Here is a 24,605-nt window from a genome sequence, read left to right as displayed (position 1 = left end):
TGTAGAAAGTCAACGCCAGTTTAATCGATATAAATGGTCCGGGACATGCGCAAGGCGGTATCCCGGACGTTGGAATGCGGCGCTTGCACGCCCTCCGAGCTCATGTAAATAAAGGCGCCTTATCATTTCAGGATGTGCCCCATGCGTGAATTCTCACCATTCGAATTGCTAGATGGCGACTATGACAAAGGTATGGTCCTCGTTGCCGATCACGCCATGAATGGCCTGCCGGAGCAGTATGGTTCTCTTGGACTTCCCGACAGCGCCTTCCAGCGACACATCGCCTTCGACATCGGCGTGGAAGGGCTCACACGGCGGCTGTCGGCCATGCTTGGCGTTCCGGCCATCATGGGGTGTTTTTCCCGGCTGCTGATCGATCCAAACCGTGGCGAGGACGATCCGACCCTGATCATGAAGATATCCGACGGCGCGATCATCCCGGCCAACCACCCGATCACCGAGGAAGAATGGAACTACCGGGTCGAGACATTCCACCGGCCGTACCATACGGCGGTCAGTGCGCTGATTTCGCGCACCGCAAAGGCCTGCGGCAAGGCGCCGCTGGTGCTTTCGCTCCATTCCTATACGCCGTTCTGGAAGCAGACGCCTCGCCCCTGGCATGCGGCCGTCCTGTGGGACAATGACCCGCGCGCACCGAAAATGCTGATCGACCTCCTGTCGCAAGCCAGCGACATCCTGGTCGGCGACAACGAGCCCTATGACGGTGCGCTGAAGGGTGATTGCATGTACCGTCACTGCATGTCGCAGGGCATCCCGCACGCGCTTCTCGAGGTGCGCCAGGACCTGATCGGCGATCAGGCGGGGATCGATGCCTGGGCGGAGCGGCTGGCGCCGCTGTTTGAAACGATGAATGCCGAGCCATCCCTGCACGCGGTCGAACTGCACCCGTCACGCACGGGCCCCTACCCGCAGGGCTGACCGGAAACCAAGGAGAGCGACACGATGACCAAACCGACGCCGCAACAGGAAATCGAACTGCAGGCCGCCGCCTTCCGCCGTCTGCTCAATCACCTGCGCGAACGCACCGACGTCCAGAACATCGACCTCATGAATCTCGCCGGCTTCTGCCGCAATTGCTTGTCGAACTGGTATCGCGAGGCCGCCGAGGTCGAAGGCCTCGACGTATCCAAGGACGAATCGCGCGAAATCGTCTACGGCATGCCCTACGAGGACTGGAAAGCCCTCCACCAGAAGGAGGCAAGCGCCGCGGATCTGCAGTCGTTCGAGCGCAACAGACCGAAGGAATAGCAGCCTCGGCCGGAAATCTGCTTGACCTTGCCGCCCGTTCGCGGCAGGTGACGCTACCAAACCGAATTCACATCAAACAGGAGTAAGACATGTCTGATGCTCACGGGCTTGCCCGCGACCAGCTCCGCGCCTTTGTCGAACGCATCGAGCGGCTGGAAGAAGAAAAGAAGACGATCGCCGACGACATCAAGGACGTCTATGGCGAAGCCAAGTCCATGGGCTACGACACCAAGGTGCTGCGCAAGGTCATCTCGATCCGCAAGCAGGACAAGGACGAGCGCCTGGAACAGGAAGCGATCCTCGACACCTACCTGCATGCGCTCGGCATGATCGAAGCGCCGCCGGAAGAATGATCCGGTTTAAGATCCGAAGACAAAAAAGCCGCCCTTGAGGCGGCTTTTTTCATGTCCTTGAGCAGGATCGAATGCTTCAGAGCATTTCGTCTGCAGATCCGCTGAAGCGTCCGGCATCGATCGGCTGCGTCTGTGTCGAGAAACCGGTACCCCGTGCCGCGGCCGGGCTGCGGCGCATGGCGTCGCCGGCGAAGCGGGGCGCCTTGATGACACCGGCACCATCCGGAGCAATCGCATTGGCAACCGCCCACTCGGACAGCATCTTCTTGGTCAACTCGACGCGAACCTTGTCGTCACCGACACGGGCAACGATCGCCTCGGCCGTGTCAGGGCGCGCACCCTTGACGGGCAGTCCCTTGGCAAGGCTGTCGTCGGCCGCTTCAGGAACATCGAAGGCATCGCCGAGACCGTTGTTCTGCTTGATCACCTGCTTGACCGGGTCGGGCGCGGCATAGGCAGTCATGATCGGCGCCTGCTCGAAGCCGCTCTTCAGCACGGCAGCCGTCAGGATCTGATCTGCATGCTGGACATGTCCGGCCTGCTGCTTCTTGCCCCAGGAGGCGACCTCGTCTGCGGAAAGGCCGGCGCTGCGCAATTCGGCAGGCGTAAGCGAGGCAACCTGATAGGCGGGGCGTTCCTGCGGCGCCGGAGCATCACCGCCAAAGCGATTCCACTGTCCGTCGTCGGCGCTTGCCGTCATGTTGCCCTGATCGGCACCGCCGGGCAGGCCACGGGCCGCCAGCAATGTCGGGACCGGAATGTCATCGTAGTCCGCCAGATCGGCATATTCCTCGCCGGCATCCGCCGGGCTCTCCGGCATGGCTGCAGCAAGCGCGTCTTCGGCTGCGTTATGCGCCGGCGGCACGAGTGCGGCTGCCACTGCGATATTGGCGGGCGCATCCTTGAGCGAAGGTCTCAACAGCGGCACGGGCGGCTCTATGCCGTCGACACCTGGAAGTTCAACCGAAGCGACCTGAATGGGAGCCTGCTCGGCAACCTGCGGGGCAGGCCGTGCCGGGGCCGGGGCTACGGCGGGCGCATCACCCACATCCTCGCCCTCGTCCTCGTCGCCGCCTCCGAACAAGGCCGCGAGCAATGTCTTGCCTCTCGACTTTCCGCCGCCCTTGTCGGCAATCACGACACTGTTCGAACTCAGTCGCTTCTTGTAGTCCGCCATCGCGAGTTCATACCCCGGCAAAGGTTTGCCGTCGGCGGGAATGTGCAGGGTGCGTCCATTCGGGAAAAGTCGGACCAGTTCCTGGCGCGTCATGCGCGGCCAAGCGCGGACGTTGCCGACATCCATGTGCACGAAAGGCGAACCCGAGCGCGGATAGTAACCGACACCGCCGGCCTGCAGCTTCATGCCAAGTTCACGAATCTTGGAAAGCGGAACGCCGGGAATGAAGAAGTCCACGGCCGTGCCGAGCATATGCTGGCTTTCCTTGGCGACACCGCTGGACCGCGACCGCAGCATGGCATTGGTCGCCGGCGAGCGGTATCCGGAAACGACGTTGATGTAGCCGTTGGAACCGCTCTCGCGATAGACCTGCCAGAGCACGTCGAAAAGACGCGGGTTCATCTTGGTCGATTCGTTACGGCGCCAGTCACGCAGAATATAGTTCAACTGCTTCAATCCCTTGGGATCGTAGCGACCATTCCGCTTGTAGACGATGTTGGCTTTCTCGCCGGTGTGGATGAAGTAGATCTTCAGCGAGCGTGTTTCCGCGGCGGCATGATTGGCCGACGCGAAGAAGACTGGCGCCGCTGCAAACACGAGCATGAGCCAGCACAGGACCTGCAGCATGGCCTGCCGCAGCGAAAAGCTACGTGCTGGCACTTGCCGAGAGTCCGGCCGCCCGTGCATTGCGGGCAGCTTGTAACCTGTCACAACCTGCAACTCGATCCCCGTCCGAGAGACAATTTCAATGCCGTCTCACATGAAGCTGAAATACGGTAACACAATGGCAATTTTGCCACGGATTACCACTTCTTCCTGACATAGTGAATAATCCACTAACAAGATTTAGGGAGATATACACCATGTGGCTTGCTCGACGGTTAACGGGGAAGCCCTAATGAATTCTTATGCCGCATCTTTTTTGGGGTCGTCGGGATCGATGCCGTAGTCCCTCAACTTGCGATAAAGCGTCGAGCGGCCGATGCCGAGCTTGCGCGCCACGCGACTCATCTGGCCGCGATAGAACTTCAGCGCGAAGCGAATCAGCTCCTCCTCGACCTCGGCGAGCTTCTTGACGTCACCGAGCGGATCGGTGCTGACGATCACGTTGTCCGGAAAATCGTCTGCCGCGTCCGTTTTCGCCGGTTGAAGATTGTCTTCGGCCGGCGCCGCGGCGGCGGGGCTGGCAAAGTCCGGATAGACCGGCGGCGCGCTGTAGCGCAATTGAGGCTTGAAGCCGCCGGGCGGCACAGAGACGCCTTCGTCACTGAGCGCGCCGGGAATTTCAGCCGCGACCTGCGGGAAGTCATGCTCGGTCAGCTGGCCATCCTTGGCGAGCACGACGGCGCGGAAGATCGCATTCTCCAGCTGCCGGATATTGCCGGGCCAGTCATAGGCCGTCAGCAGCGCAAGCGCACTGGAGGTGACGTCTGGAACCGTATCGAGCTTCTGCTCCTCGGCGAAGCGCTGCACGAAGACGCGGACGAGATGCGGAATATCCTCGCGACGACGACGCAGCGCCGGGATATGGATCGGAAAGACGTTGAGACGGTAATAGAGGTCTTCGCGGAAACGGCCGGCCTTGACCTCCTCGATCAGGTCCTTGTTGGTCGCCGAGATCAGCCTGACATCGACGCGGCGCGGCTTGGCGGAGCCGATGGTTTCCACCTCGCCCTGCTGGACGGCGCGCAGGAGCTTGACCTGGACCTCGAGCGGCAGGTCGCCGATCTCGTCGAGGAACAGCGTGCCGCCATCGGCTTCGACGAACTTGCCGCTGTGGCGCTCGGTCGCGCCGGTGAACGCGCCCTTCTCATGGCCGAACAGGATGCTTTCGACGAGGTTGTGCGGGATTGCACCACAGTTGACGGTGATGAACGGACGGTTGGCGCGCGGGCCGGAAGACTGGATGGCGCGGGCGACAAGTTCCTTGCCGACGCCGGATTCGCCCTCGAGGACGACCGGAATGTTCGACTGGGCCGACCGTTCCGCCAGTTCCACCACGCGCAGCATGTCGGGGCTGGCGGAGACGATGTCCTCGAACGAGATATGTCCGGTACGCGGCCGGCGGCCGGCGCGCGCGAAGGCTTCCCGCTGGTCGAGCTTCAGGGCGTTGGAGATTGCGGATGCGATCCGCTCCGGCGAGACCGGCTTGACGACGAAATCGAAGGCCCCGGCGCGCATGGCCTGCACGACGGTCTCGATGCCACCCTGCCCGGTCTGGACGATGACGGGGATTTCGGTTCCCCGCTGGCGCAGCGCATCGAGGAATTCCAGCCCGGTCATTTCCGGCATCATCAGGTCGAGCACGATGACGTTGACCTGGTATTCGCCGCGGCGCAGGAATTCCAGCGCCTCGCGGCCGTTCTCGGCCATGTGGGCCACATACCCGTGACGTTCGATCGCGTTTTTCAGCAGGCGGCGCTGGATCGGATCATCTTCGGCAACGAGAACATGGGCGGACATATTGTTATCTCTCCTGCAAATCGGCTGCGAACCTGAAACAGGCTCAGGGCTGGCGATCGCACTCTTCCATGAACGATTGAACATCCCGTTTTGAGAAATGGTCGCATTTTAGCGATTGCCGTTTCCGTATGAGACCATGTCTTCTTCCGGCCTTGCCCCGCCCGCCTGGCTTGACTACTTCTTGGGCTGACGAGGACGGCAGCGCGCCGTCGGCATGAACATGAAGGACTTGAAGACGATGAAGAACATTCCGGCCGCCGATCCCCTTTTCCTTGTCCGCGCGGCGGACGAAGCACGGGCAAGCGGGGCCGGACTCGGCGATCTGCCGGTCTGGAACCTGACCGATCTCTACCCTTCCGCCGACTCCGACGAATTCAAGTCTGCGCTCAAGGAGGCCGCCTACAAGGCCGAGGCTTTCGAGGCGCGCTGGAAGGGCCGGCTGGCCGAGGCCGCGGCGAAGACGGGAGATGAAGGTATCGGCCAGGCGCTCAAGGAGTATGAGGTGCTCGACGACCTGCTCGGACGGATCGCTTCCTTCGCCGGCCTCACCTATTTCGGCGATACGTCCAAGCCTGAAAACGGCAAGCTCTACGGCGACGCCCAGGCCAAATTGACCGATGTTTCCGCCCGTTTACTGTTCTTCACGCTGGAAATGAACCGCATCGACGACGCCGTGATCGACGCCTGCCTGGAAAGCGATCCGGCCGCCGCCCACTACAAGTCCTGGATCGTCGATCTGCGCAAGGACAAGCCCTATCAGCTCGATGACAAGCTGGAGCAACTATTCCTCGAAAAGTCGATGACCAGCGCCGCCGCCTTCAACCGCCTGTTCGACGAGACGATGGCCGAACTGCGCTTCGATATCGATGGCGAAAAGCTGCCCCTGGAACCGGTTCTCAACATGCTGCAGGAGCCCGATGGCGAGGTCCGCAAGAAGGCGGCGATGGCGCTCGCCGAAACCTTCAAGGAGAACCGCCGGCTCTTCGTCCAGATCACCAATACACTCGCCAAGGACAAGGAAATTTCCGACCGCTGGCGCGGCTTCGAGGACATCGCCGACAGCCGGCATCTGGCAAACCGGGTCGAGCGCGAGGTCGTCGATGCGCTTGCCGCCGCCGTCCGTGACGCCTATCCGCGCCTGTCCCATCGCTACTACAAGATGAAGGCGAAGTGGCTCGGAATGGAGCAGATGAACTTCTGGGACCGCAACGCGCCCCTACCCGAAACCCCGAACGCGGTGATCCCGTGGACGCAGGCAAAAGACACCGTGCTTTCCGCCTACGGCGCCTTCTCCCCCGACATGGCGGGTATAGCGAAGCGCTTCTTCGACGAACAGTGGATTGACGCCCCGGCACGGCCCGGCAAGGCGCCCGGTGCCTTCGCCCACCCGACGGTTCCCTCCGTCCACCCCTATGTGCTCGTCAATTACATGGGCAAGCCGCGCGACGTGATGACGCTCGCCCACGAACTCGGCCATGGCGTCCATCAGGTGCTGGCCGGCGCGCAGGGCGCGCTGATGTGCCAGACGCCGCTGACGCTCGCCGAGACGGCCTCCGTCTTCGGCGAGATGCTGACCTTCCGCGCCCTTCTCGCCAAGACGAGCGACAAGCGCGAACGCAAGGCCATGCTCGCCCAGAAGGTCGAGGACATGATCAACACGGTCGTCCGCCAGATCGCCTTCTATGAATTCGAGCGCAAGGTGCACACCGCCCGCAAGGAAGGCGAACTGACGGCGGAGCAGATCGGCGACCTCTGGCTCTCCGTCCAGGGCGACAGCCTCGGCCCGTCGATCTCGATCACGGACGAATACCGGGATTACTGGATGTACATCCCGCACTTCATCCATTCGCCCTTCTACGTCTACGCCTACGCCTTCGGCGATTGCCTGGTGAACTCGCTCTACGCGGTCTACCAGAACGCCGAGACCGGCTTCCAGGAGAAGTATTTCGCGATGCTGAAGGCCGGCGGCACCAAGCATCACAGCGAACTCCTGAAGCCATTCGGCCTCGACGCCTCCGATCCGGCCTTCTGGTCGAAGGGGCTGTCGATGATCGAAGGCCTGATCGACGAACTGGAAGCGCTTGACGGATAGGCCGCCTTGCTGACCTGATACCGCATGCGTGAAGCCTTCGCCCTCTTCCGGGACGACACCACCCGGCAAAGCCTCGTCTTTGCCGGGCCGGAGGAGATCGTCTGCGTTCGGCGCAAGTCCGACATCCTGCCGGCACTCAAGCGGCTGGAAAAGGCAAGGCAGGACGGCAAGTGGCTCGCCGGCTTCATGTCCTACGAGGCGGGCTACGTCTTCGAAGACAAGCTCGCGCCGCTGATCGAGGACAATCGCGAGACGCCACTCCTGAACTTCGGCATCTTCGATGCGCCGCAACCCGACGACCATCCACTCGCCGAAGCGAGGCTACGCATCGAAAACGAACCCTTCATCACCGAGCCGAAGGCTGCCTGGGATTTCGAAGCCTACCGCCGGCGCTTCGACAAGTTGCATGACCACCTGCGCAAGGGAGATTGCTATCAGGGCAACCTGACAATGCCGGTCGAGGCGCGCTGGAACGGAGACCCGCTCGCCGCCTTCCATTCCCTGATCGAGCGCCAGCCGGTGAGATACGGGGCGCTGATCGATCTCGGCGGCCCGATCATCCTGTCGCGGTCGCCCGAGCTCTTCTTCCGCACGGATGACCAGGGCTGGATCGAGACCCATCCGATGAAGGGAACCGCCCGAAGAGGGGGAACCCCAAAGGAAGACGAAGAGATCATCGCGGCGATGAAGGCCGACGAGAAATCTCAGGCCGAAAACCGCATGATCGTTGACCTGCTGCGCAACGACATCTCGCGCATTACCGAAGTCGGCACTCTGGACGTTCCGAAGCTTTTCGAGGTCGAGACCTATCCGACGCTTCACCAGATGGTCAGCCACGTGCAGGCGAAACTCATTCCGGAGACGACGCTGACAGACATTTTCGCCGCCCTCTTCCCCTGCGGTTCGGTGACGGGTGCACCGAAGATGTGGGCGATGAAGATCCTGCATGACCTGGAGGCCAGCCCGCGCGACGTCTATTGCGGGGCGATCGGTTTCGTCTCGCCAACCGGTGCCATGCGGTTTTCCGTGGCGATCAGGACGCTGACGCTGTTTGATGACGGGCGAGCGGTCTTCAATGTCGGCGGCGGCATCGTCTTCGATTCCAATGCCGAGGCCGAATACGAGGAATGCCTGCTGAAGGCGCGCTTCGCAGTGGGGGATCAATGGATTTCTCGCTGATCGAAACCCTGCGCTGGGAACCGGAGGTCGGCTTCATCCGACTTCCCCTGCACCTCGAACGGCTGAAAGCCTCCGCCGCGGCACTTGGCTTCACAGGCAGCGAAAGGGCCGAACCGGCATTGCTTGCCGCCGTATCGGGAGACGACACCCTTCGCGTCCGCCTTGAGCTTTTCCCGGACGGCAGGATCGACGTGGCGACCGCACCCCATGCAGGATTACCCGCAGATACGGCCTGGACCGTGAAGATCGCGAAGACGCGGCTTCGCTCGGACAATCCCCTGTTGCGCCACAAGACATCGAAACGCGACGTCTACGTTGCGGCCCGCTCGGAATATTCCCGGGAGGAGGCGGACGAGGTTCTGCTCCTCAACGAAAAAGGCGAACTCTGCGAGGGCACGATCACCAGTCTATTTGTCGAGCACACGCCGGGCAACTTCCTGACGCCGCCCCTTTCCTCCGGCCTGCTCGCCGGCGTGCTCAGAGGCGAGCTTCTTCGCTCTGGCGAGGCGCGCGAACACAGGCTGACGCCGGACGATCTTGCAGCCGGCAATATCTATCTCGGAAATTCGCTCCGCGGCCTTGTTCGCGCGCAATTTTTCCAGGACGACAGCCTCTCCTAAGAAGCAAGCGACCAGCCCCACCAAAACCCCAAAGAGGTACCATCATGATCATCGTTTCGCTCACCTATGTCATGCCAATCGAAGCTGTGGAGGCGCATCTGGAGGCGCACATGACGTGGCTCAAGGAGGGCTATGAGAGCGGCGTTCTGATCGCGTCCGGCCGCAAGGTGCCGCGCACAGGCGGCGTACTACTGGCAAAGGGTGATCTCGACGACGTCAAGGCATTCTGCGCGCGGGACCCGTTCGCGGTGCACGGGGTTGCCACATACGACTTTACGCAAGCAGCCATCTCCATGACCGCTCCCGGTCTGGAAGGCCTGAAGGACTGAGGCAGCCAGAAGACTGGGCGAAGAGATATCGCCTCGCTGATCTCGACAGCAGCAACGGTGGCAGCATAGTCTGAGCTGAGTTCAACTGGACGTCTTCGCATGGCCACCACGATACACGCGCCCATCTACACACCCGACGCCGGCCTGCCGACGCCCTTCAGCATCGGCCTCAAGCCCATCGATTACACACGCTGGATCGAACCCGACGCGGATATCGGCTTCTATCTCGACGAAAAGGCCCGCGTCTGTCGCGAAGGCCTGGACGAGGTGTTCCGGATGGAAAGCGGCACGGAAGAAGCGCAGGAAGAGGTCCTTGCGCGTCTTACCGATCATCTGGCGAGCGAGCATGCCGACCTTTACCGTCGCGAGGGCTCAACCTTCGAGATGGGCGGACATCGCGTCGACATCGCCGACACTAGCCGGCCCGCCCTGCTGCGCGCCGGATCCCTCGTCCAGGACGATCTGGTCCTGATGCGGCGCAAGGAAACGGGCTGGCACATCGTCGCCGCCTATGTCGCTTTCCCCTCGTCCTGGTCACTGTCCGAAAAATTCGGCCAACCGATGGAGGGCGTTCATTCCGGCGTACCAGGCTTCCAGAATGGCACCCGCAACGCCCAGCTGGTCAATCGGATCTTCGACAATCTTCTTTCCGAAAAGCCGGTGGAACGGATGAACTGGTCGATCAAGGGCGACGGCGCCCTGCCGCAGCCCGTCTCCAAACACACAGCCGGTGATCCCGCGGTGGCGGGAGCGGAGGCGATGAAGAACTTCGTCCGCGCCGAACGCCAGACGCTGAGCCGGCTGCCGGTCTCCGGCGACATTCTCTTCACCATCCGGGTCTTCGTCGATCCGCTGGCGGCAATCGCCGCAAGGCCCGACGCGGCCCAACAGCTTTCCAGCATGGCCAGGCTGCTCGAAGGCCTGAACGACGACCAGCTCGCCTACAAGGGCTTGCGTACGCTCCGCGACCCCCTGGTGGCGTTTCTGCGCGGTTTGGCCGTCGAAAAAGCCGGCGCGGTGGAACAGGCATGATAGAACCGTCTTTATTATGTCAGAAGACTGTGATTAGAGCGGAATGAACAAGGGCACTGTCGCCCAGGAGAGAAGCATTATGACTGACCAGACCTACCCGGTTTACGCTGAAATCACCGGCCCGATCGTGATGATCGGTTTCGGCTCCATCGGTCGCGGCACACTGCCGCTGATCTGGAGGCACTTCAGCTTCGACATGAACCGGTTCGTGGTCATCGACCCGCTGCCCGACGACACTGGCATCCTCGCCAAGTTCGGCGTGCGCCACATCCAGGAGCATGTGACGAAGGAGAACTACAAGGATCTCCTGAAGCCGCTGCTGACGGAAGGCGAAGGCCAGGGCTTCTGCGTCAACCTGTCGGTCGACACCTCCTCGCTCGACATCATGAAGCTCTGCCGCAAGCTCGACGTCCTTTACATCGACACGGTCGTCGAACCGTGGCTCGGCTTCTACTTCGACAAGGACATGAAGAACGCCGACCGCACGAACTACGCGCTGCGTGAAACCGTGCGCAAGGAAAAAGAAAAGCGCCCCGGCGGCACCACGGCGGTTTCCTGCTGCGGCGCCAATCCGGGCATGGTCTCCTGGTTCGTCAAGCAGGCGATCGTCAATCTCGCCAACGATACCGGCCTCGAATTCGAGGAACCCAAACACGAGGACCGCGAAGGCTGGGCGAAGCTGATGAAGAAGCTCGGCGTCAAGGGCGTGCACATCGCCGAACGCGACACGCAGCGCTCCGTCAACCCGAAGCCGCTCAACGTCTTCTGGAACACCTGGTCGGTCGAAGGCTTCATCTCCGAAGGCCTGCAGCCGTCGGAACTCGGCTGGGGCACGCACGAGAAGTGGATGCCGAAGAACGCCAAGAAGCACAAGAAGGGCAACAAGGCGGCGATCTACCTTGAGCAGCCGGGCGCCAATACCCGCGTTCGCACCTGGTGCCCGACGCCCGGCCCGCAATACGGCTTCCTCGTCACCCACAACGAGTCGATCTCGATTGCCGACTACTTCACGGTCCGCGACAAGGACGGCGACGTTTCCTTCCGCCCGACCTGCCACTACGCCTACCATCCGGCCAACGACGCCGTGCTGTCGCTGCACGAAATGTTCGGCAATGGCGGCAATGCCCAGCCGGTGCTGCACGTTCTCGACGAAAACGAACTGGTCGACGGCGTCGATGAACTCGGCGTGCTGCTCTACGGCCACGAGAAGAACGCCTACTGGTTCGGCTCGCGCCTGTCGCTGGAAGAGACCCGCCGCATCGCGCCCTACCAGAACGCGACCGGCCTGCAGGTGACGTCAGCCGTGCTTGCCGGCATGGTCTGGGCCCTGGAGAACCCGAAGGCCGGTATCGTCGAGGCCGACGAGATGGACTACAAGCGCTGCCTGGAAGTGCAGATGCCCTATCTCGGCCCGGTCGAGGGGCATTATACCGACTGGACTCCGCTCGAAGGCCGTCCCGGTCTCTTTCCCGAATCAATCGACGAAAGCGACCCCTGGCAGTTCCAGAACATCCTGGTTCGCTAAGCAGAACCACCGCATTCAAGGGCCTCAAGTCTCCGCTTGAGGCCTTTTTGCAACGCTATCAATTGCTTGCCTCCGGATAACCACGGGTTGCCTGCCCGGGGACCCTTGCTTTCGCCCGTTCATCACGGCAAGGTCAGGACAAAGGCCCGAAAAGGGCGGGACTCTGTTTCTGGAGAGACTTCATGAAATTCAAGATTGCCGGCACGGCCATTCTCTGCGCAACCGCGCTCACCGCCTGCCAGACCGGCGGCAGCTACTATCGTCCGTTGCCGCCTCAGCCGCGGGTTCAGACGATCGAGGGCACCTGGGCGGATTCCAACGGGCTGATCTCGACGTTCCAGGGCGGCTCCTTCGCCACCCGGACGACGGACACCAACCAGCTCCTGGCATCGGGCACCTACGCGCAGATCAACGACAAGCTCATCGAGATCAACCTGACCTCGATGGTGCGCAACACGACCTCCAAGGTCAATTGCGCGCTGGTGACGCCCAGCCAGTTGAACTGCACCTCGGAATCCGGCGGCCAGTTCTCGCTGACACGGCGCAGCTGACGTCCTGCCGTATACCGACCCGTCATCGTCCTGAAAAACTCCCGCCCGGCGGGAGTTTTTTTATGGCCGAACCGCAGGTCGCCGCGCTCCCGGGACCACGATAAGCAAACCTGTGAAGTCATATTTTTTGACCAAAAGGAAAAAACCGGCTTGCTCATCATCCGAAGCGATGAATAATCGTCATAAAGGCTTGCAGGTAAGCAGCCTATAAGGGCTTCGGCCGGACAAAGAGGAGAGCCACATGTTTTCGCGATTGAAACTGGGACTGTTCAGCGCCTCGCTGATCGCCCTGTCGAGCGGCAGCGCATTTGCCGATTTCGAGCTCGATATCCTGCACATCAACGACTTTCACTCCCGCATAGAATCGATCAACAAATACGATTCCACCTGCTCGGCCGAAGATGAGACCGAAGGCAAGTGCTTCGGCGGCGCGGCCCGCCTGCTGACCGCGATCAACCAGACGCGCGACACGCTGAAGGGTGAAGGCAAGAACGTCATCCTCCTCAATGCCGGCGACAATTTCCAGGGTTCGCTGTTCTTCACGACCTATCATGGTGCCGCCGAGGCCGAATTCCTCAACCTGATGAAGTTCGACGCGATGACCGTCGGCAACCACGAGTTCGACGAAAGCGAAGACTCGCTGAAGACCTTCCTCGACAAGATCCAGTTCCCGGTCGTCACCGCCAATGTGAAGGCGAATGCCAACTCCACCATCAAGGACCGCATCGTTCCCTCGCTGGTGCTGACCGTCGGCGGCGAGAAGGTCGGCATCGTCGGCGCCGTCACCAACGACACGCCGGAACTCTCTTCACCGGGTCCGAACATCGGCATCACCGTCGATCAGGACGCCATCAGCGCCGAAGTCGAGAAGCTGAAGGCCGAAGGCGTCAACAAGATCATCGCACTGACCCATGTCGGCTATCCGCGCGATCTCGCCGTCATCGCCAAGATCCCCGACGTCGACGTGGTCGTCGGCGGCCATTCGCACACCCTGCTGTCGAACACGGACGAGAAGGCCGAAGGCCCCTACCCGACCTGGGTCGACAATCCGGGCGGCTACAAGGTGCCGGTCGTTCAGGCTGCCTCCTACAGCAAGTATCTCGGCAATCTCGACGTCGTTTTCGATGACAACGGCGTGGTGAAATCCGCCCAGGGCGACCCGATCCTCATCGATGCGAGCTTCAAGCCGGATGAAGCCGTGCTTGCCCGCATCAAGGAACTCGCCGCTCCGATCGAGGAACTGCGCCAGAAGGTCATCGGCAGCAGCACCGCGCCGATCGAAGGGTCGAGCAAGGTCTGCCGCGTCCGGGAATGCGCCATGGGCGATCTCGTGGCCGACGCCATGGTCGACCGCGTCAAGGATCAGGGCATGACGATCGCCATCCAGAACGGCGGCGGCCTCAGAGCCTCGATCGACGGCGGCGACGTCACCATGGGCGAAGTGCTGACGGTCCTGCCGTTCCAGAACACGCTCGCCACCATGCAGCTGAAGGGCGCCGACGTTGTGACCGCGCTTGAAAACGGCCTCAGCCAGATCGAGGACGGCGCCGGCCGCTTCCCGCAGGTCTCCGGCCTAAAGTACAGTTTCGACCGGTCGAAGCCGGCCGGCAGCCGCGTCGTCTCCGTGGAGGTCAAGGAAGGGGATGCCTACGTGCCGCTCGATCCCGAGAAGCTCTACGGCGTCACCACCAACAACTACATGCGGTCCGGCGGCGACGGCTACAAGATCTTCGCAACCGCCGCCCAGAATGCCTACGACTACGGTCCGGGCCTGGAAACGGTGGTCGCGGACTACGTTGCCGCTCATAGCCCGTATCAGCCGATCGACAGCACTGACCGTATCACCGACGTGACCCCGGCCGATTATGTCGCGCCGACGGCCGCACCGGCAACGGCAACCGCCGCCGAAGTGGTCAAGGACCAGAAGAAGGCCGCGACAGAAGCTGCTCCGGCCAAGACGGAAGCCGCGGCACCGACCGAAACACCCGCCAAGACCGAGGCACCGGTGAAGGCCGAGACCGCCACTCCGACGGAATCGCCGGCAAAGCCCGAGGCGACCACGACGTCGGAAATGCCGGCCAAGACCGACATGTCGATGAGCTATGTCGTCAAGAAGGGTGATTCCCTCTGGACGATCGCCAAGGAGCAGCTCGGTGACGGCGGCAAGTGGCCGGCGATCGCCAGGGAAAACAAGCTGCGCCATCCGGACGTCATTTCGATCGGCAAGGAGCTGACGCTTCCGAAAATGTGATCGGAACGTCGGAACCGACCGTAATAAGGACAGACAAATGTCCGGCCCGGGCTTTGCCGGGCCGGATTTTCTTTCTAGATAGCCTACACATGACTCCGTCAAAGGACTGATATCGAAATGCTCACCGCTTCCTCCGCGCTCCCGTCCGATCACCCGCCCGTCAAATTCGGCAAGGTCGGTGTCCTGCTCGTCAATCTGGGAACGCCGGACGGCACCGATTTCAAGTCCATGCGCCGTTATCTGGAAGAGTTCCTGACCGACCGACGTGTCATCGAGTGGTCGCGCCTGTTCTGGTACCCGATCCTCTACGGCATCGTTCTCAATCGTCGTCCGGGAAAGGTCGGCAAGGCCTATGAGTCGATCTGGAACAAGGATCGCAACGAAAGCTATCTGCGGACCTACACGCGCAGCCAGGGCGAGAAGATGGCGACTGCGCTCGCCGATCTGCCGAACGTGACGGTAGACTGGGCCATGCGCTACGGCCAGCCGTCGATCGCATCGAAGATAGACGCGCTGCAGCAGGCCGGCTGCGAGAAGATTCTGCTATTCCCGCTCTATCCGCAATATGCCGCATCGACGACGGCAACCGTCAATGACAAGGCCTTCGAGAAACTGCAGCAGATGCGCTGGCAGCCGGCGCTGCGCACCGTGCCGGCCTATCACGACGACCCGGTCTACATCGAGGCGCTGGCCAATTCCGTCACCAGCCACCTCGCTACACTGGACTGGGAACCGGAGAAGATCATCACCTCGTTCCACGGCATTCCGCAGTCCTACTTCAAGAAGGGCGACCCCTATCACTGCCACTGCATGAAGACCGCCCGCCTGCTGCGCGAGAAGCTTGGCATGGGTGACCGGCTGATGATCACCTTCCAGTCCCGCTTCGGGCCGGAAGAGTGGCTGCAGCCCTACACCGACAAGACCGTCGAAAAGCTCGCACAGGAAGGCGTGAAGCGGATCGCGGTGATGAACCCCGGCTTCGTGTCCGACTGCCTGGAGACGCTCGAGGAAATCGCCGAGGCCGCTGGCCACAGCTTCCTTGAACACGGCGGCGAGAAGTTCACGCACATTCCCTGCCTGAACGATGGCGAGGACGGCATGCGCGTCCTCGAACATGTCGTCCGGCGGGAACTGCAGGGCTGGGTCTGACCGCCTTGCCTCTCAGGCGAGCGCCACCCGCTCGCCGCGTGCGATCGTCCGCAGCCGGTCGCTGATCCCGAAGGTCGTAAATGCCTCGACCAGCACGTCAGCGGTTTCCGTGAAGTGCTCCCATCCTTCGTTGTGGACCGGAATGATCAGCGCATCCTTGAAGGCATGCGCCGTGTCGAGCACGTCATTGACCGACATCGTCAGATCGAACGGGCCACGCGCCTGGGCGGCACCGGTGAATGCGATGATGTGGCCGGGCGAGAAGCGGCGGGCAACCTCGGCCACGCCCTCATAATAGACTGTGTCTCCGGTTACATAGACCGGTTCCATGCCCTCGGCCTCGATCATGAAGCCGATGACGTCGCCGGCGATCGGCTCTATGCCCGCCGGTCCGTGGCGGCACGGTGTCGCGGTCACACGGACGGTACTGCCATCGGGCGCCGTCAACTCGACATGGCCCCACACCGCGAGCCCCCTGGCGGCACCGCCCAACCGCCCGGCGCCGACCTCCGTGGTCAGCACCAGAGGCACGCTATCGAGGAGACGGCGCCCTGAATCGTCGAGATTGTCCTTGTGCTGGTCGTGGCTGAGCAGCACGGCATCGATCGGACCGAGCGAGCCCGGGTCGATGACCGGGTCCGAGGTTTTCCGGAGCGTGACGGCACCATGATATTCGCATCCGGCGTGGTCGAAGGTGGGATCAGTCAGAAACCGAAAGCCCCTGAACTCGATCAGGACCGTTGGTCCATTGATCAGCGTGACGCTGAAGCTCTCATGTGGCATGTTTACCTCCTTTGACAAGATACTGCCAGCACTCTACAACAACGCAAAGGCCGCACAATTGGCCAATTCGCCATTATTGGAGGCATTCATGCCAAGCCCGACCGGGATCTGCATTCTGTTTCATGAGCATGCCGCGGTGAGCTATGCGCTGCTCTGCCAGTCGGTGTTTAAACTGGCAAAGCGAATTTCCGGCGAGATGTTATTCGACGTCCGTTTGGTCGGTGCCAACAGACACCACAAATGGGAGAACGGACAGATCAACCTGCAGCCCATGACGGACATGACACCGGGCTCCTATCTCGTGATCCCGCCTATCGAGGACTTTTCTGAGGAGACCGCGCTTCGCGACAAGGACATCGCCATGATCCAGGCCGCCCATGACGCAGGCACCGTCATCGCGTCCGCCTGCCTCGGCGCCTTCCTGACGGCTGAGGCGGGCCTTCTCAAGGACCGGGAAGCGACCACCCACTGGTCACGCATCGATTATGCGGCAAGACGCTTCCCGGCGGTTCGCTGGAACGGCCGGGAAATGCTGATCGACCACGGCGACGTCGTCACCGCCGGCGGACTGCTCTCCGCCGTCGATCTATGTCTCCACATCGTCCGCAAGACCTGTGGCCGCGAATTTTCCCTGCGGCTCGGCCGGCATCTTCTGGCGGACACAATCCGGCAGAAGCAATCGCTCTATGCTGTGCATCTCACCGCGCCTCCGAAGGATGCTGGCAGGTTCGCCGCGCTGGAAGCAGAGATCGAGCGCCGGCACCCCGACAGCCCCTCCGTCGCGGAGATGGCAGACTTTTGCGGCATGAGCCTGCGCAGCTTCCATCGGCATTTCGAGGCGAACTATGGCGTCACGCCGGTCAAGTATCTGCAACTGCGGAAGATCGAAAAGGCGAAAAGTCTGCTTGCCGAAAGCCACATGCCGCTCGAGGTAATTGCCGGGCAGACAGGGTTTTCGGACATGGCCTTCTTCCGCTCGGTCTTCGCCCGGGAAACCGGCCTCACGCCAGGTCAGTTTCGGCGAAAGGCTGGCGCCGCTTGAGCTGTCTCTGGCTGGCCGGACGGCAAGAATAGACGACGAATCCGGCATGCCGCGATCCTTGAGGATCGCCGCAACCGATTATGCTCCCTGCCGATTTCATCTTGTGTTCGCGAACAATCCATACCATTTGAACTCTAGTTGAATTCTTATACCTGGGGTTCAGGGGAGGTTGTCATGAGTTTTACCGGTTTCGACATCGTCGTCATCGCGCTTGTCGTGCTCGTCATTCTGGTCGTCTTCGCGGGCGTCAAGACCGTGCCGCAGGGCAACAAGTACACGATCGAGCGGTTCGGCCGCTACACGCGCACGCTCGATCCCGGCCTGCATCTGATCGTCCCGTTCATTGACCGCATCGGCGCGCGCCTGAACGTCATGGAGCAGGTGCTCGACGTTCCCACGCAGGAAGTCATCACAAGGGATAACGCCAGCGTCTCCGCCGACGCCGTCGCCTTCTACCAGATATTGAACGCCGCCCAGGCTGCGTACCAGGTCGCCAATCTCGAGCTCGCCATCCTCAACCTGACGATGACGAACATCCGTTCGGTCATGGGCTCGATGGATCTCGACGAACTCCTGTCGAACCGCGAGACGATCAACGACCGCCTGCTGCGCGTCGTCGACGAAGCGGCGAGCCCGTGGGGCATCAAGATCACCCGCGTCGAGATCAAGGACATCCAGCCGCCGACCGACCTCGTCAATGCGATGGGCCGGCAGATGAAGGCCGAGCGCGAAAAGCGCGCCCAGGTTCTGGAAGCCGAAGGTTCCCGTAACGCGCAGATCCTCCGGGCGGAAGGCGCCAAGCAGTCGGCGATCCTGCAGGCGGAAGGCCAGCGGGAAGCGGCATACCGCGAGGCCGAGGCTCGCGAGCGCCTGGCCGAAGCGGAAGCCAAGGCCACCCGCATGGTCTCCGAGGCGATTGCCGCCGGCGACGTGCAGGCGATCAACTACTTCGTCGCCCAGAAATACACCGAAGCCATGCAGGCGATCGGCTCGGCCAGTAATTCCAAGATCGTGCTGATGCCGATGGAAGCCTCTTCGCTGATCGGCACGCTCGGCGGTATCGGTGCGATCGCCAGGGAAGTGTTCGGCGACGCGCCGGCCTCCTCGGGAGCGACGCCGCAGCCCCGCCCGGCCCGCACCGCGCCGCCGGTCAATCCCTTCAACATGCCGCCGCGGGAGGAATAAGCCATGATCGTCGGTCTCGCGGTCTCATTCGGCCCGTGGAGCTGGTGGATTCTCGGCCTCATCCTGCTTGCCGCGGAACTCGCCCTGCCAGGGTTCTTCCTGATCTGGATCGGCGCCGCGGCCATCGTTACCGGTGTTCTGTCGCTTGGTCTGTGGGACAATCCGATCTGGATGTGGCAGATCCAGCTTCTGGTCTTCGCCGCCCTGTCCATGGTCGCCATTATCCTTGGCCGGCGCCTGTTTTCGCGCACCAACCGGCCGACTGACGAACCCTTCCTGAACCAGCGCGGCGAAAGCCTTGTCGGGCGCACGGCCACGCTCGCCGAGCCGATCGCCAACGGTCGTGGGCGCATCAGGCTGGATGATACCTACTGGTCGGTCATGGGTCCGGACCTGCCGTCGGGAACGACGGTGAAGGTCATTTCCAGCCACGGTCGCGACCTCAAGGTCGAACCGGCATCCTGATCAGGCGACCCCGATCCGGAAGAGATCGTGGAAGTGAATGATGCCTTCGGGCCGTCCATCGTCGTCGATGACGATGAGGGCGGAAATGCCGAGCTGATTGAGAAGGGCCGTGGCGTTGGCAACCAGCGTCGCGGCCTTCACCGTCTTCGGGGTCCGGGTCATGATGTCGTCGACCATCAGCTCCGACAGATTGCGGTGCAGGTTGCGGGCCATGTCGCCCTCGGTCATGATGCCGCAGAGCTTGCCGTCCTCGCCGACCACGCCGACGCAACCGAAACGCTTCTTCGAGAGCGTAGAGACCGCTTCCGGCAAGGGCGTGCCCGCCGCCACCAGCGGTACGCGGTCGCCGGTGTGCATGATGTCCCCGACATGGGTGAGACTCGCGCCCAGCTTGCCACCCGGATGGAAGGTCTTGAAATCGAGCGCGCTGAAGCCACGCGCTTCCAGCAGCGCAATCGACAAAGCGTCGCCGATTGCTAGCTGCAGCAGTGCCGATGTCGTCGGCGCCAGCCCGTGCGGGCAGGCCTCCTGCGCCTTCGGCAGGCAGATCACGATATCAGAGGCCCGCGCCAGCGCCGAATTCGCGCCGGAGGTGATGGCGATCAGCGGAATGGAGAAACGCCGGGAATAGGCGACGATGCCCTGCAGCTCCGCCGTCTCGCCGCTCCAGGAGAGCGCAATGATCACGTCGCTCGGCGTGATCATGCCGAGATCGCCGTGATTGGCCTCGACCGGATGGACGAAAAAGGACGGCGTGCCGGTGGAGGCGAGCGTGGCGGCGATCTTGGTGCCGATATGGCCGCTCTTGCCGATGCCGGTGATGATCACCCTGCCAGGCAATTCGCCGATCAGCCGCACCGCCGACAGGAAGCTTTCCGCCAGGTCGCTTTCCAGCACGTCGATCAGCGCCGTCAGGCCATCGCGCTCGGTGGTGAGGGTCCGAATGGCGGACGCGAGCGCGTCGGCCTCTTCAATTTTCAAAGCCGTCTTGATCATGGCGACGAGCGTTAGCGCTTTCTGTGTCGGCTGTCCAACATCTATTTCATGCCGCAGTGAACGCCCAACACTAAACCGAACATTAACCATATGGTTTTACGGTTTGCTAAGTCATTTTCGCGTTCGGGAAGCAATCAGACAGTTATGGCGAAGCATCGCAGCAAACCTGCCGGTCCGGTGGGACCCGGTTCCGCACAGCGTTTCGCTGTGGCGGCACTCTGCGTGCTGGCGGCTGTCGGCTCGGTTGCCAATGCTCAGACGGTGGACGACGACGGCAGCGACACCACCAGCGATGTTCAGACGGCGCCGTCCGGCTCTCCCGTCGGCGATCCGGCCGCAATCGCCGCGACAACGATCATGGAACCGGGAAGCACCGTTCCGACGTCCGCACCGGCGCTGCCACCCGTCGATGATGCCGCCAACGACGAGAAGCTTCAGGAAACGCTTCTTCTGCAAGAGCTGCGTCGGCAAAACCAGCGCGAACGCACAGTCGACGACGTGAAGACCGCCAGCACGCCGAAGACCGACGACGACGGCATTGCCATCGGTACGATGCGGTTGCGGACATCGCTGAGCCAGTCCTATGGCTATGAGCAGCAAAAAACCAACACGGACAACCGGAAGCGCAATTATCTCGAGACCGAACTGAAAGGCACACTGACCTCCGACTGGTCGCTGCATCAGCTGACGATCACCGGTGACGGCGTCTGGCAGAAAAACCTGAACGGTGAGCTGGAGGAAGACCCGACTGCATCGCTGGATGCAGAACTGCGCCTCGATCTCTCAAATGACACGACCGTCACCCTGAAAGCGGGATACGACTTCCAGCGGGAAGACGCGAACGACCCGAACGCCATCACAGGTGCGACGGCGCAATCCGGTGTTCATACATTCTCCACCGGAATTGAGGCCAGCCACGACATCGGCATCCTGCGCGGCACGGCCGGTCTGGACCTGTCGCGAAGCATCTACACGGCGGCCAAGCTTGCCGACGGCACGTCCCTCTCGCAGAGCGACCGCAATGCCGACACCGTGACCGGCACCGCCAGGCTCGGATACGAACTGTCGCCGGCGCTGATACCGTTCCTTGAGGCATCTGCCGGCCGGACATTCTACGACAAGACCGAGGATTCTGAAGGCTACAAGCGCTCCTACAACACCTATAGCGCCGTCGCCGGCGTGGAGTTCGACGGCGGAGAGAAATTGAGCGGCGAACTTGCCGCGGGCTACGAGTTCAGCGATTTCGACGACGACCGGCTGGACACGATCAGCGGGCTGAAGGTGGAAGGAAAGCTGCTCTGGTCACCGATGCGCGGCACGACGCTTGCGACAACGCTGACCACGAAGGTCGAACCGTCGTCGAGCGGGGCGGTCAGCGGCTCGACGCTCTACACCATGAACAACACTCTGAGCCGGGAGATCCGCGACGATCTCGTCGCCAGACTGACCGGCAACACGACGTTCCGGGCCTATCCATCCGACAGTACGGGCACCAATCAGTTCATCTGGTCCGTCGGCGGAGGCCTGACTTGGTCGCTCAGCCGTTATCTCGAACTCGGTGGCGATGTCACCTACCAGTACACCGACAACCAGACCGGCTCGGACGTCGAAGACCTGACCGCCAAAATCGGCCTGACGCTGAAACGCTGAACGAAAAGGCCGCGCAGATCTCTCCGCGCGGCCCGCTTGTCAGGATATGCGTCGAACCTTACAGCTTCGCCGCCATCGCCTTGAACTTTTCCGCGACCGACGGACGGATATCGTCCCGCTGCAGGGCGAACGCAACGTTCGCCAGGATGAAGCCGTCCTTGGCGCCGCAATCATACGTCTCGCCCTTGAAGTGGTAGGCCGAGAAATCCTGCTCCTTGGCAAGCTTCAGCATTGCGTCGGTCAGCTGGATTTCATTGCCGGCGCCCGGCTCCTGCCGCTCGAGAATCTGGAAGATCTCCGGCTGCAGGATATAGCGGCCATTGATGAACAGGTTCGAGGGGGCCTCGCCGCGCGGCGGCTTTTCCACCATCTCGGTGATCCGGAAGCCTTCTCCGACCGGCTCGCCGATCCCGACGATACCGTATTTGTAGGTCAGCTCCGGATCGCATTCCTCGACGGAAATGATGTTGCCGCCGGCCTGGTCGTAGAGATCGACCATGCCCTTCAGGCACGGCGTCTCGTGCTTCATCACCATGTCGGGAAGAAGCAGCGCGAAGGGCTCGTTGCCGACGATGTCACGGGCGCACCAGACCGCATGGCCGAGGCCGAGCGGCTCCTGCTGGCGAGTAAAGCTCGTGGTGCCCGCCATCGGGCGAAGGTCGGAGAGAAGCGACAGCTCGGTGCGCTTGCCGCGATCCCGCAGCAGCTGCTCCAGCTCGAACTGGATATCGAAGTAATCCTCGATCACCGCCTTGTTGCGGCCCGTCACGAAAACGAAATGCTCGATGCCCGCCTCGACCGCCTCGTCGACGACATACTGGATGACCGGCTTGTCGACGACGGTCAGCATTTCCTTCGGCACGGTCTTGGTCGCCGGCAGGAAGCGGGTGCCGAGACCGGCAACAGGCAGAATGGCTTTGCGAACTTTCTTGATGGTCACGCGGTCCTCCTCGTTGAAATCGGGCGTGATAGAGGGATATGGCACTGCTGAACAATGAATAAAGGTTTTTCCGGGGCGTTTTACAAAGCCGGGCCCGCAAAAGATAGCCCGCATGCAGTCAACGGCAACATTATGGTGATGACTTCCTAGCATTCGTGGTAAACATTTTGTTGACCATGTTTCGGTATGTTTTCGTGTCAGGTCAAACAATGGCCGCAAACCACCCCCGATTTTTAAATCAGACCGGCGGGAGACCCGAATGAGCCTCGTGAATACAATTCTGAAAAAAGCCGCAGTTGCGCTGATCGTCGGCGCCACCACGCTGAGTTTTGCCGGCGCAGCCCGTGCAGACGCAAAATTCCAGCGCTGGATCAACGGATTTTATGAAACAGCCGCCAAGAACGGCATTTCAAAGAAGACCTACCAGCGCGCCTTTGCCGGCGTGACCGACCCGGATCCGGTCGTCCTTCAAAAGGCGAACTACCAGCCCGAATTCACCTCGCAAGTATGGGATTACGTCGATTCGCACGTCAATCCCTACACCGTGCGCATCGGCCGCGAGATGGCGGTCAAATATGCCTCGACACTGACCAAGCTCGAAAAGCGCTTCGGCATCGAGCGCCAGGTCCTCCTGGCCATCTGGTCGATGGAGAGCAGCTATGGGGCTGTCCTCGAGAACTCCGAACGGCTTCACTATGTCCCGCGGGCGCTGGCAACGCTTGCCTATGCGGATCCGAAGCGGTCGAAATACGCCAAGACCCAGCTGATCGCAGCGCTGAAGATCCTGCAGAACGGCGACGTCTCCGCCAAGGGACTGACAGGTTCCTGGGCCGGTGCCATGGGTCACACCCAGTTCATTCCAACGAGCTACCTGCTCTATGCGGTCGACGAGGACGGCAACGGCCATCGCGACATCTGGAATTCCATTCCCGATGCGCTCGCCACGTCTGCCAACCTGCTCTCCAAGAACGGCTGGGAAAGCCACCGCACCTGGGGATACGAGGTCGCCGTTCCGCGCAGCGCGTCGAAATACGAAGGCCAGACCAAGACGCTCTCCCAATGGGCAGCCCTCGGCCTCAGCCGTCCGAACGGCAAGGGCTTCGGCTTCGCCGACGACCGCGCCGTGCTGAAGATGCCGGCCGGATCCAACGGACCGGGCTTCCTGATGGTGCGCAACTTCTTTGTCATCAAGAAATACAATGCCGCCGACAAGTATGCCCTGGCAGTCGGCCTGCTCGCCGACGAGATCGCAGGCTATGGCGGCATGCAGCAGCGCTGGCCGCGCCCGGCGGGAACGCTGGACGTGAAGCAGAAATTCGAGCTGCAGACCCGGATGAAGGAACTCGGCTATTATGACGGCGAAGTCGACGGCAACATCGGCTCCGGTTCACGCGCCGCAATCGCCGCCATCCAGAACCGGCTCGGGCTGACGGCCGACGGCGAGCCGAGCGAACGGCTTTTGAACGCCCTGCGCCGCTAGGCCCCGGTCAACGAAGAACACGGAAAGACCGGCCGCACTGGCCGGTTTTTTTTGGCCTCGAGGAAACTCCGGGA

Annotated in this window: 21 protein-coding genes and 2 pseudogenes; 17 read left to right on the top strand and 6 right to left on the bottom strand. The window is 61.9% G+C overall.

Annotation, left to right across the window (positions count from 1 at the left end; genetic code table 11):
- Positions 1-141: 141 nt before the first annotated feature.
- The 3 genes from ACU5AY_RS00175 to ACU5AY_RS00165 all read left to right on the top strand — a co-directional run bounded on the left by ACU5AY_RS00175 (position 142) and on the right by ACU5AY_RS00165 (position 1,622).
- Positions 142-939: an N-formylglutamate amidohydrolase gene (locus tag ACU5AY_RS00175; RefSeq protein ID WP_446827527.1), complete on the top strand. Its 798-nt coding sequence runs from the start codon at positions 142-144 to the stop codon at positions 937-939.
- A 24-nt stretch (positions 940-963) separates the two neighbouring features.
- Positions 964-1,269, top strand: coding sequence for a DUF1244 domain-containing protein (locus ACU5AY_RS00170; protein ID WP_446827526.1), 306 nt, complete (start codon positions 964-966; stop codon positions 1,267-1,269).
- 89 nt (positions 1,270-1,358) lie between these two features.
- A complete protein-coding gene (locus ACU5AY_RS00165; RefSeq protein ID WP_261928778.1) occupies positions 1,359-1,622 on the top strand; it encodes a DUF2312 domain-containing protein in 264 nt (87 codons plus the stop codon).
- Between the two features lie 76 nt (positions 1,623-1,698).
- Here the strand turns inward: ACU5AY_RS00165 and ACU5AY_RS00160 are convergent, their stop codons facing one another.
- The 3 genes and pseudogenes from ACU5AY_RS00160 to ACU5AY_RS00150 all read right to left on the bottom strand — a co-directional run.
- Positions 1,699-3,459, bottom strand: coding sequence for a DUF882 domain-containing protein (locus ACU5AY_RS00160; protein WP_446822831.1), 1,761 nt, complete (start codon positions 3,457-3,459; stop codon positions 1,699-1,701).
- A gap of 246 nt (positions 3,460-3,705) precedes the next feature.
- A pseudogene (locus ACU5AY_RS00155) lies at positions 3,706-3,909 on the bottom strand (helix-turn-helix domain-containing protein); the annotation flags it as partial.
- Positions 3,910-4,077: 168 nt separating this feature from the next.
- Positions 4,078-5,262: pseudogene (locus tag ACU5AY_RS00150) on the bottom strand (sigma-54-dependent transcriptional regulator); the annotation flags it as partial.
- Between the two features lie 238 nt (positions 5,263-5,500).
- Here ACU5AY_RS00150 and ACU5AY_RS00145 point away from each other — a divergent pair.
- The 9 genes from ACU5AY_RS00145 (at position 5,501) to hemH (ending at position 15,990) form a co-directional block, all read left to right on the top strand.
- A complete protein-coding gene (locus ACU5AY_RS00145) occupies positions 5,501-7,354 on the top strand; it encodes a M3 family oligoendopeptidase (RefSeq protein ID WP_446829068.1) in 1,854 nt (617 codons plus the stop codon).
- A gap of 24 nt (positions 7,355-7,378) precedes the next feature.
- Positions 7,379-8,533: an aminodeoxychorismate synthase component I gene (locus ACU5AY_RS00140; RefSeq protein ID WP_446827525.1), complete on the top strand. Its 1,155-nt coding sequence runs from the start codon at positions 7,379-7,381 to the stop codon at positions 8,531-8,533.
- Complete coding sequence (locus tag ACU5AY_RS00135; protein ID WP_446827524.1) at positions 8,518-9,153, top strand: aminotransferase class IV family protein; 636 nt, start codon at positions 8,518-8,520, stop codon at positions 9,151-9,153. The genes ACU5AY_RS00140 and ACU5AY_RS00135 overlap by 16 nt, the downstream gene beginning before the upstream one ends.
- A 44-nt stretch (positions 9,154-9,197) precedes the next feature.
- The gene (locus ACU5AY_RS00130; RefSeq protein ID WP_446827523.1) at positions 9,198-9,482 is read left to right on the top strand and encodes a YciI family protein; all 285 of its coding nucleotides are present in this window, start codon (positions 9,198-9,200) and stop codon (positions 9,480-9,482) included.
- Between the two features lie 99 nt (positions 9,483-9,581).
- Complete coding sequence (locus ACU5AY_RS00125) at positions 9,582-10,514, top strand: heme-dependent oxidative N-demethylase family protein (protein WP_446827522.1); 933 nt, start codon at positions 9,582-9,584, stop codon at positions 10,512-10,514.
- A 79-nt stretch (positions 10,515-10,593) separates the two neighbouring features.
- Positions 10,594-12,039, top strand: coding sequence for a homospermidine synthase (locus tag ACU5AY_RS00120; protein ID WP_446827521.1), 1,446 nt, complete (start codon positions 10,594-10,596; stop codon positions 12,037-12,039).
- Positions 12,040-12,221: 182 nt separating this feature from the next.
- Positions 12,222-12,590, top strand: coding sequence for an outer membrane lipoprotein Omp10 (gene omp10, locus ACU5AY_RS00115; RefSeq protein ID WP_446822825.1), 369 nt, complete (start codon positions 12,222-12,224; stop codon positions 12,588-12,590).
- A gap of 241 nt (positions 12,591-12,831) precedes the next feature.
- A complete protein-coding gene (locus ACU5AY_RS00110; protein WP_446827520.1) occupies positions 12,832-14,841 on the top strand; it encodes a 5'-nucleotidase C-terminal domain-containing protein in 2,010 nt (669 codons plus the stop codon).
- Positions 14,842-14,958: 117 nt separating this feature from the next.
- Positions 14,959-15,990 carry a ferrochelatase gene (hemH, locus tag ACU5AY_RS00105; RefSeq protein ID WP_446827519.1) on the top strand — a complete coding sequence of 344 codons (1,032 nt, stop codon included), beginning with the start codon at positions 14,959-14,961 and terminating at the stop codon, positions 15,988-15,990.
- A gap of 12 nt (positions 15,991-16,002) precedes the next feature.
- Here hemH and ACU5AY_RS00100 read toward each other — a convergent pair whose 3' ends face one another.
- The gene (locus ACU5AY_RS00100; RefSeq protein WP_446827518.1) at positions 16,003-16,773 is read right to left on the bottom strand and encodes an MBL fold metallo-hydrolase; all 771 of its coding nucleotides are present in this window, start codon (positions 16,771-16,773) and stop codon (positions 16,003-16,005) included.
- 88 nt (positions 16,774-16,861) lie between these two features.
- Between ACU5AY_RS00100 and ACU5AY_RS00095 the strand changes: the two genes are divergently transcribed.
- The 3 genes from ACU5AY_RS00095 (at position 16,862) to ACU5AY_RS00085 (ending at position 19,465) form a co-directional block, all read left to right on the top strand.
- Positions 16,862-17,815, top strand: coding sequence for a GlxA family transcriptional regulator (locus ACU5AY_RS00095; protein WP_446827517.1), 954 nt, complete (start codon positions 16,862-16,864; stop codon positions 17,813-17,815).
- Between the two features lie 174 nt (positions 17,816-17,989).
- On the top strand, positions 17,990-19,000 hold the full coding sequence (locus ACU5AY_RS00090; protein WP_446827516.1) for an SPFH domain-containing protein: 1,011 nt from the start codon (positions 17,990-17,992) through the stop codon (positions 18,998-19,000).
- A gap of 3 nt (positions 19,001-19,003) precedes the next feature.
- A complete protein-coding gene (locus ACU5AY_RS00085; RefSeq protein ID WP_446827515.1) occupies positions 19,004-19,465 on the top strand; it encodes an NfeD family protein in 462 nt (153 codons plus the stop codon).
- On the opposite strand, the gene ACU5AY_RS00080 is transcribed toward ACU5AY_RS00085, so the two are convergent.
- On the bottom strand, positions 19,466-20,461 hold the full coding sequence (locus ACU5AY_RS00080; protein WP_446827514.1) for a KpsF/GutQ family sugar-phosphate isomerase: 996 nt from the start codon (positions 20,459-20,461) through the stop codon (positions 19,466-19,468).
- Positions 20,462-20,605: 144 nt separating this feature from the next.
- On the opposite strand from ACU5AY_RS00080, the gene ACU5AY_RS00075 reads away from it, so the two are divergent.
- Complete coding sequence (locus ACU5AY_RS00075) at positions 20,606-22,111, top strand: outer membrane beta-barrel protein (protein WP_446827513.1); 1,506 nt, start codon at positions 20,606-20,608, stop codon at positions 22,109-22,111.
- 58 nt (positions 22,112-22,169) lie between these two features.
- Here the strand turns inward: ACU5AY_RS00075 and galU are convergent, their stop codons facing one another.
- Positions 22,170-23,051: a UTP--glucose-1-phosphate uridylyltransferase GalU gene (gene galU / locus ACU5AY_RS00070; RefSeq protein WP_446822816.1), complete on the bottom strand. Its 882-nt coding sequence runs from the start codon at positions 23,049-23,051 to the stop codon at positions 22,170-22,172.
- A gap of 259 nt (positions 23,052-23,310) precedes the next feature.
- On the opposite strand from galU, the gene ACU5AY_RS00065 reads away from it, so the two are divergent.
- A complete protein-coding gene (locus tag ACU5AY_RS00065) occupies positions 23,311-24,531 on the top strand; it encodes a lytic murein transglycosylase (protein ID WP_446822815.1) in 1,221 nt (406 codons plus the stop codon).
- The last annotated feature ends 74 nt before the right edge of the window (positions 24,532-24,605 follow it).

This window comes from Rhizobium sp. PAMB 3174, assembly GCF_052908375.1.
This window is presented reverse-complemented; position numbering and strand designations above follow the sequence as displayed.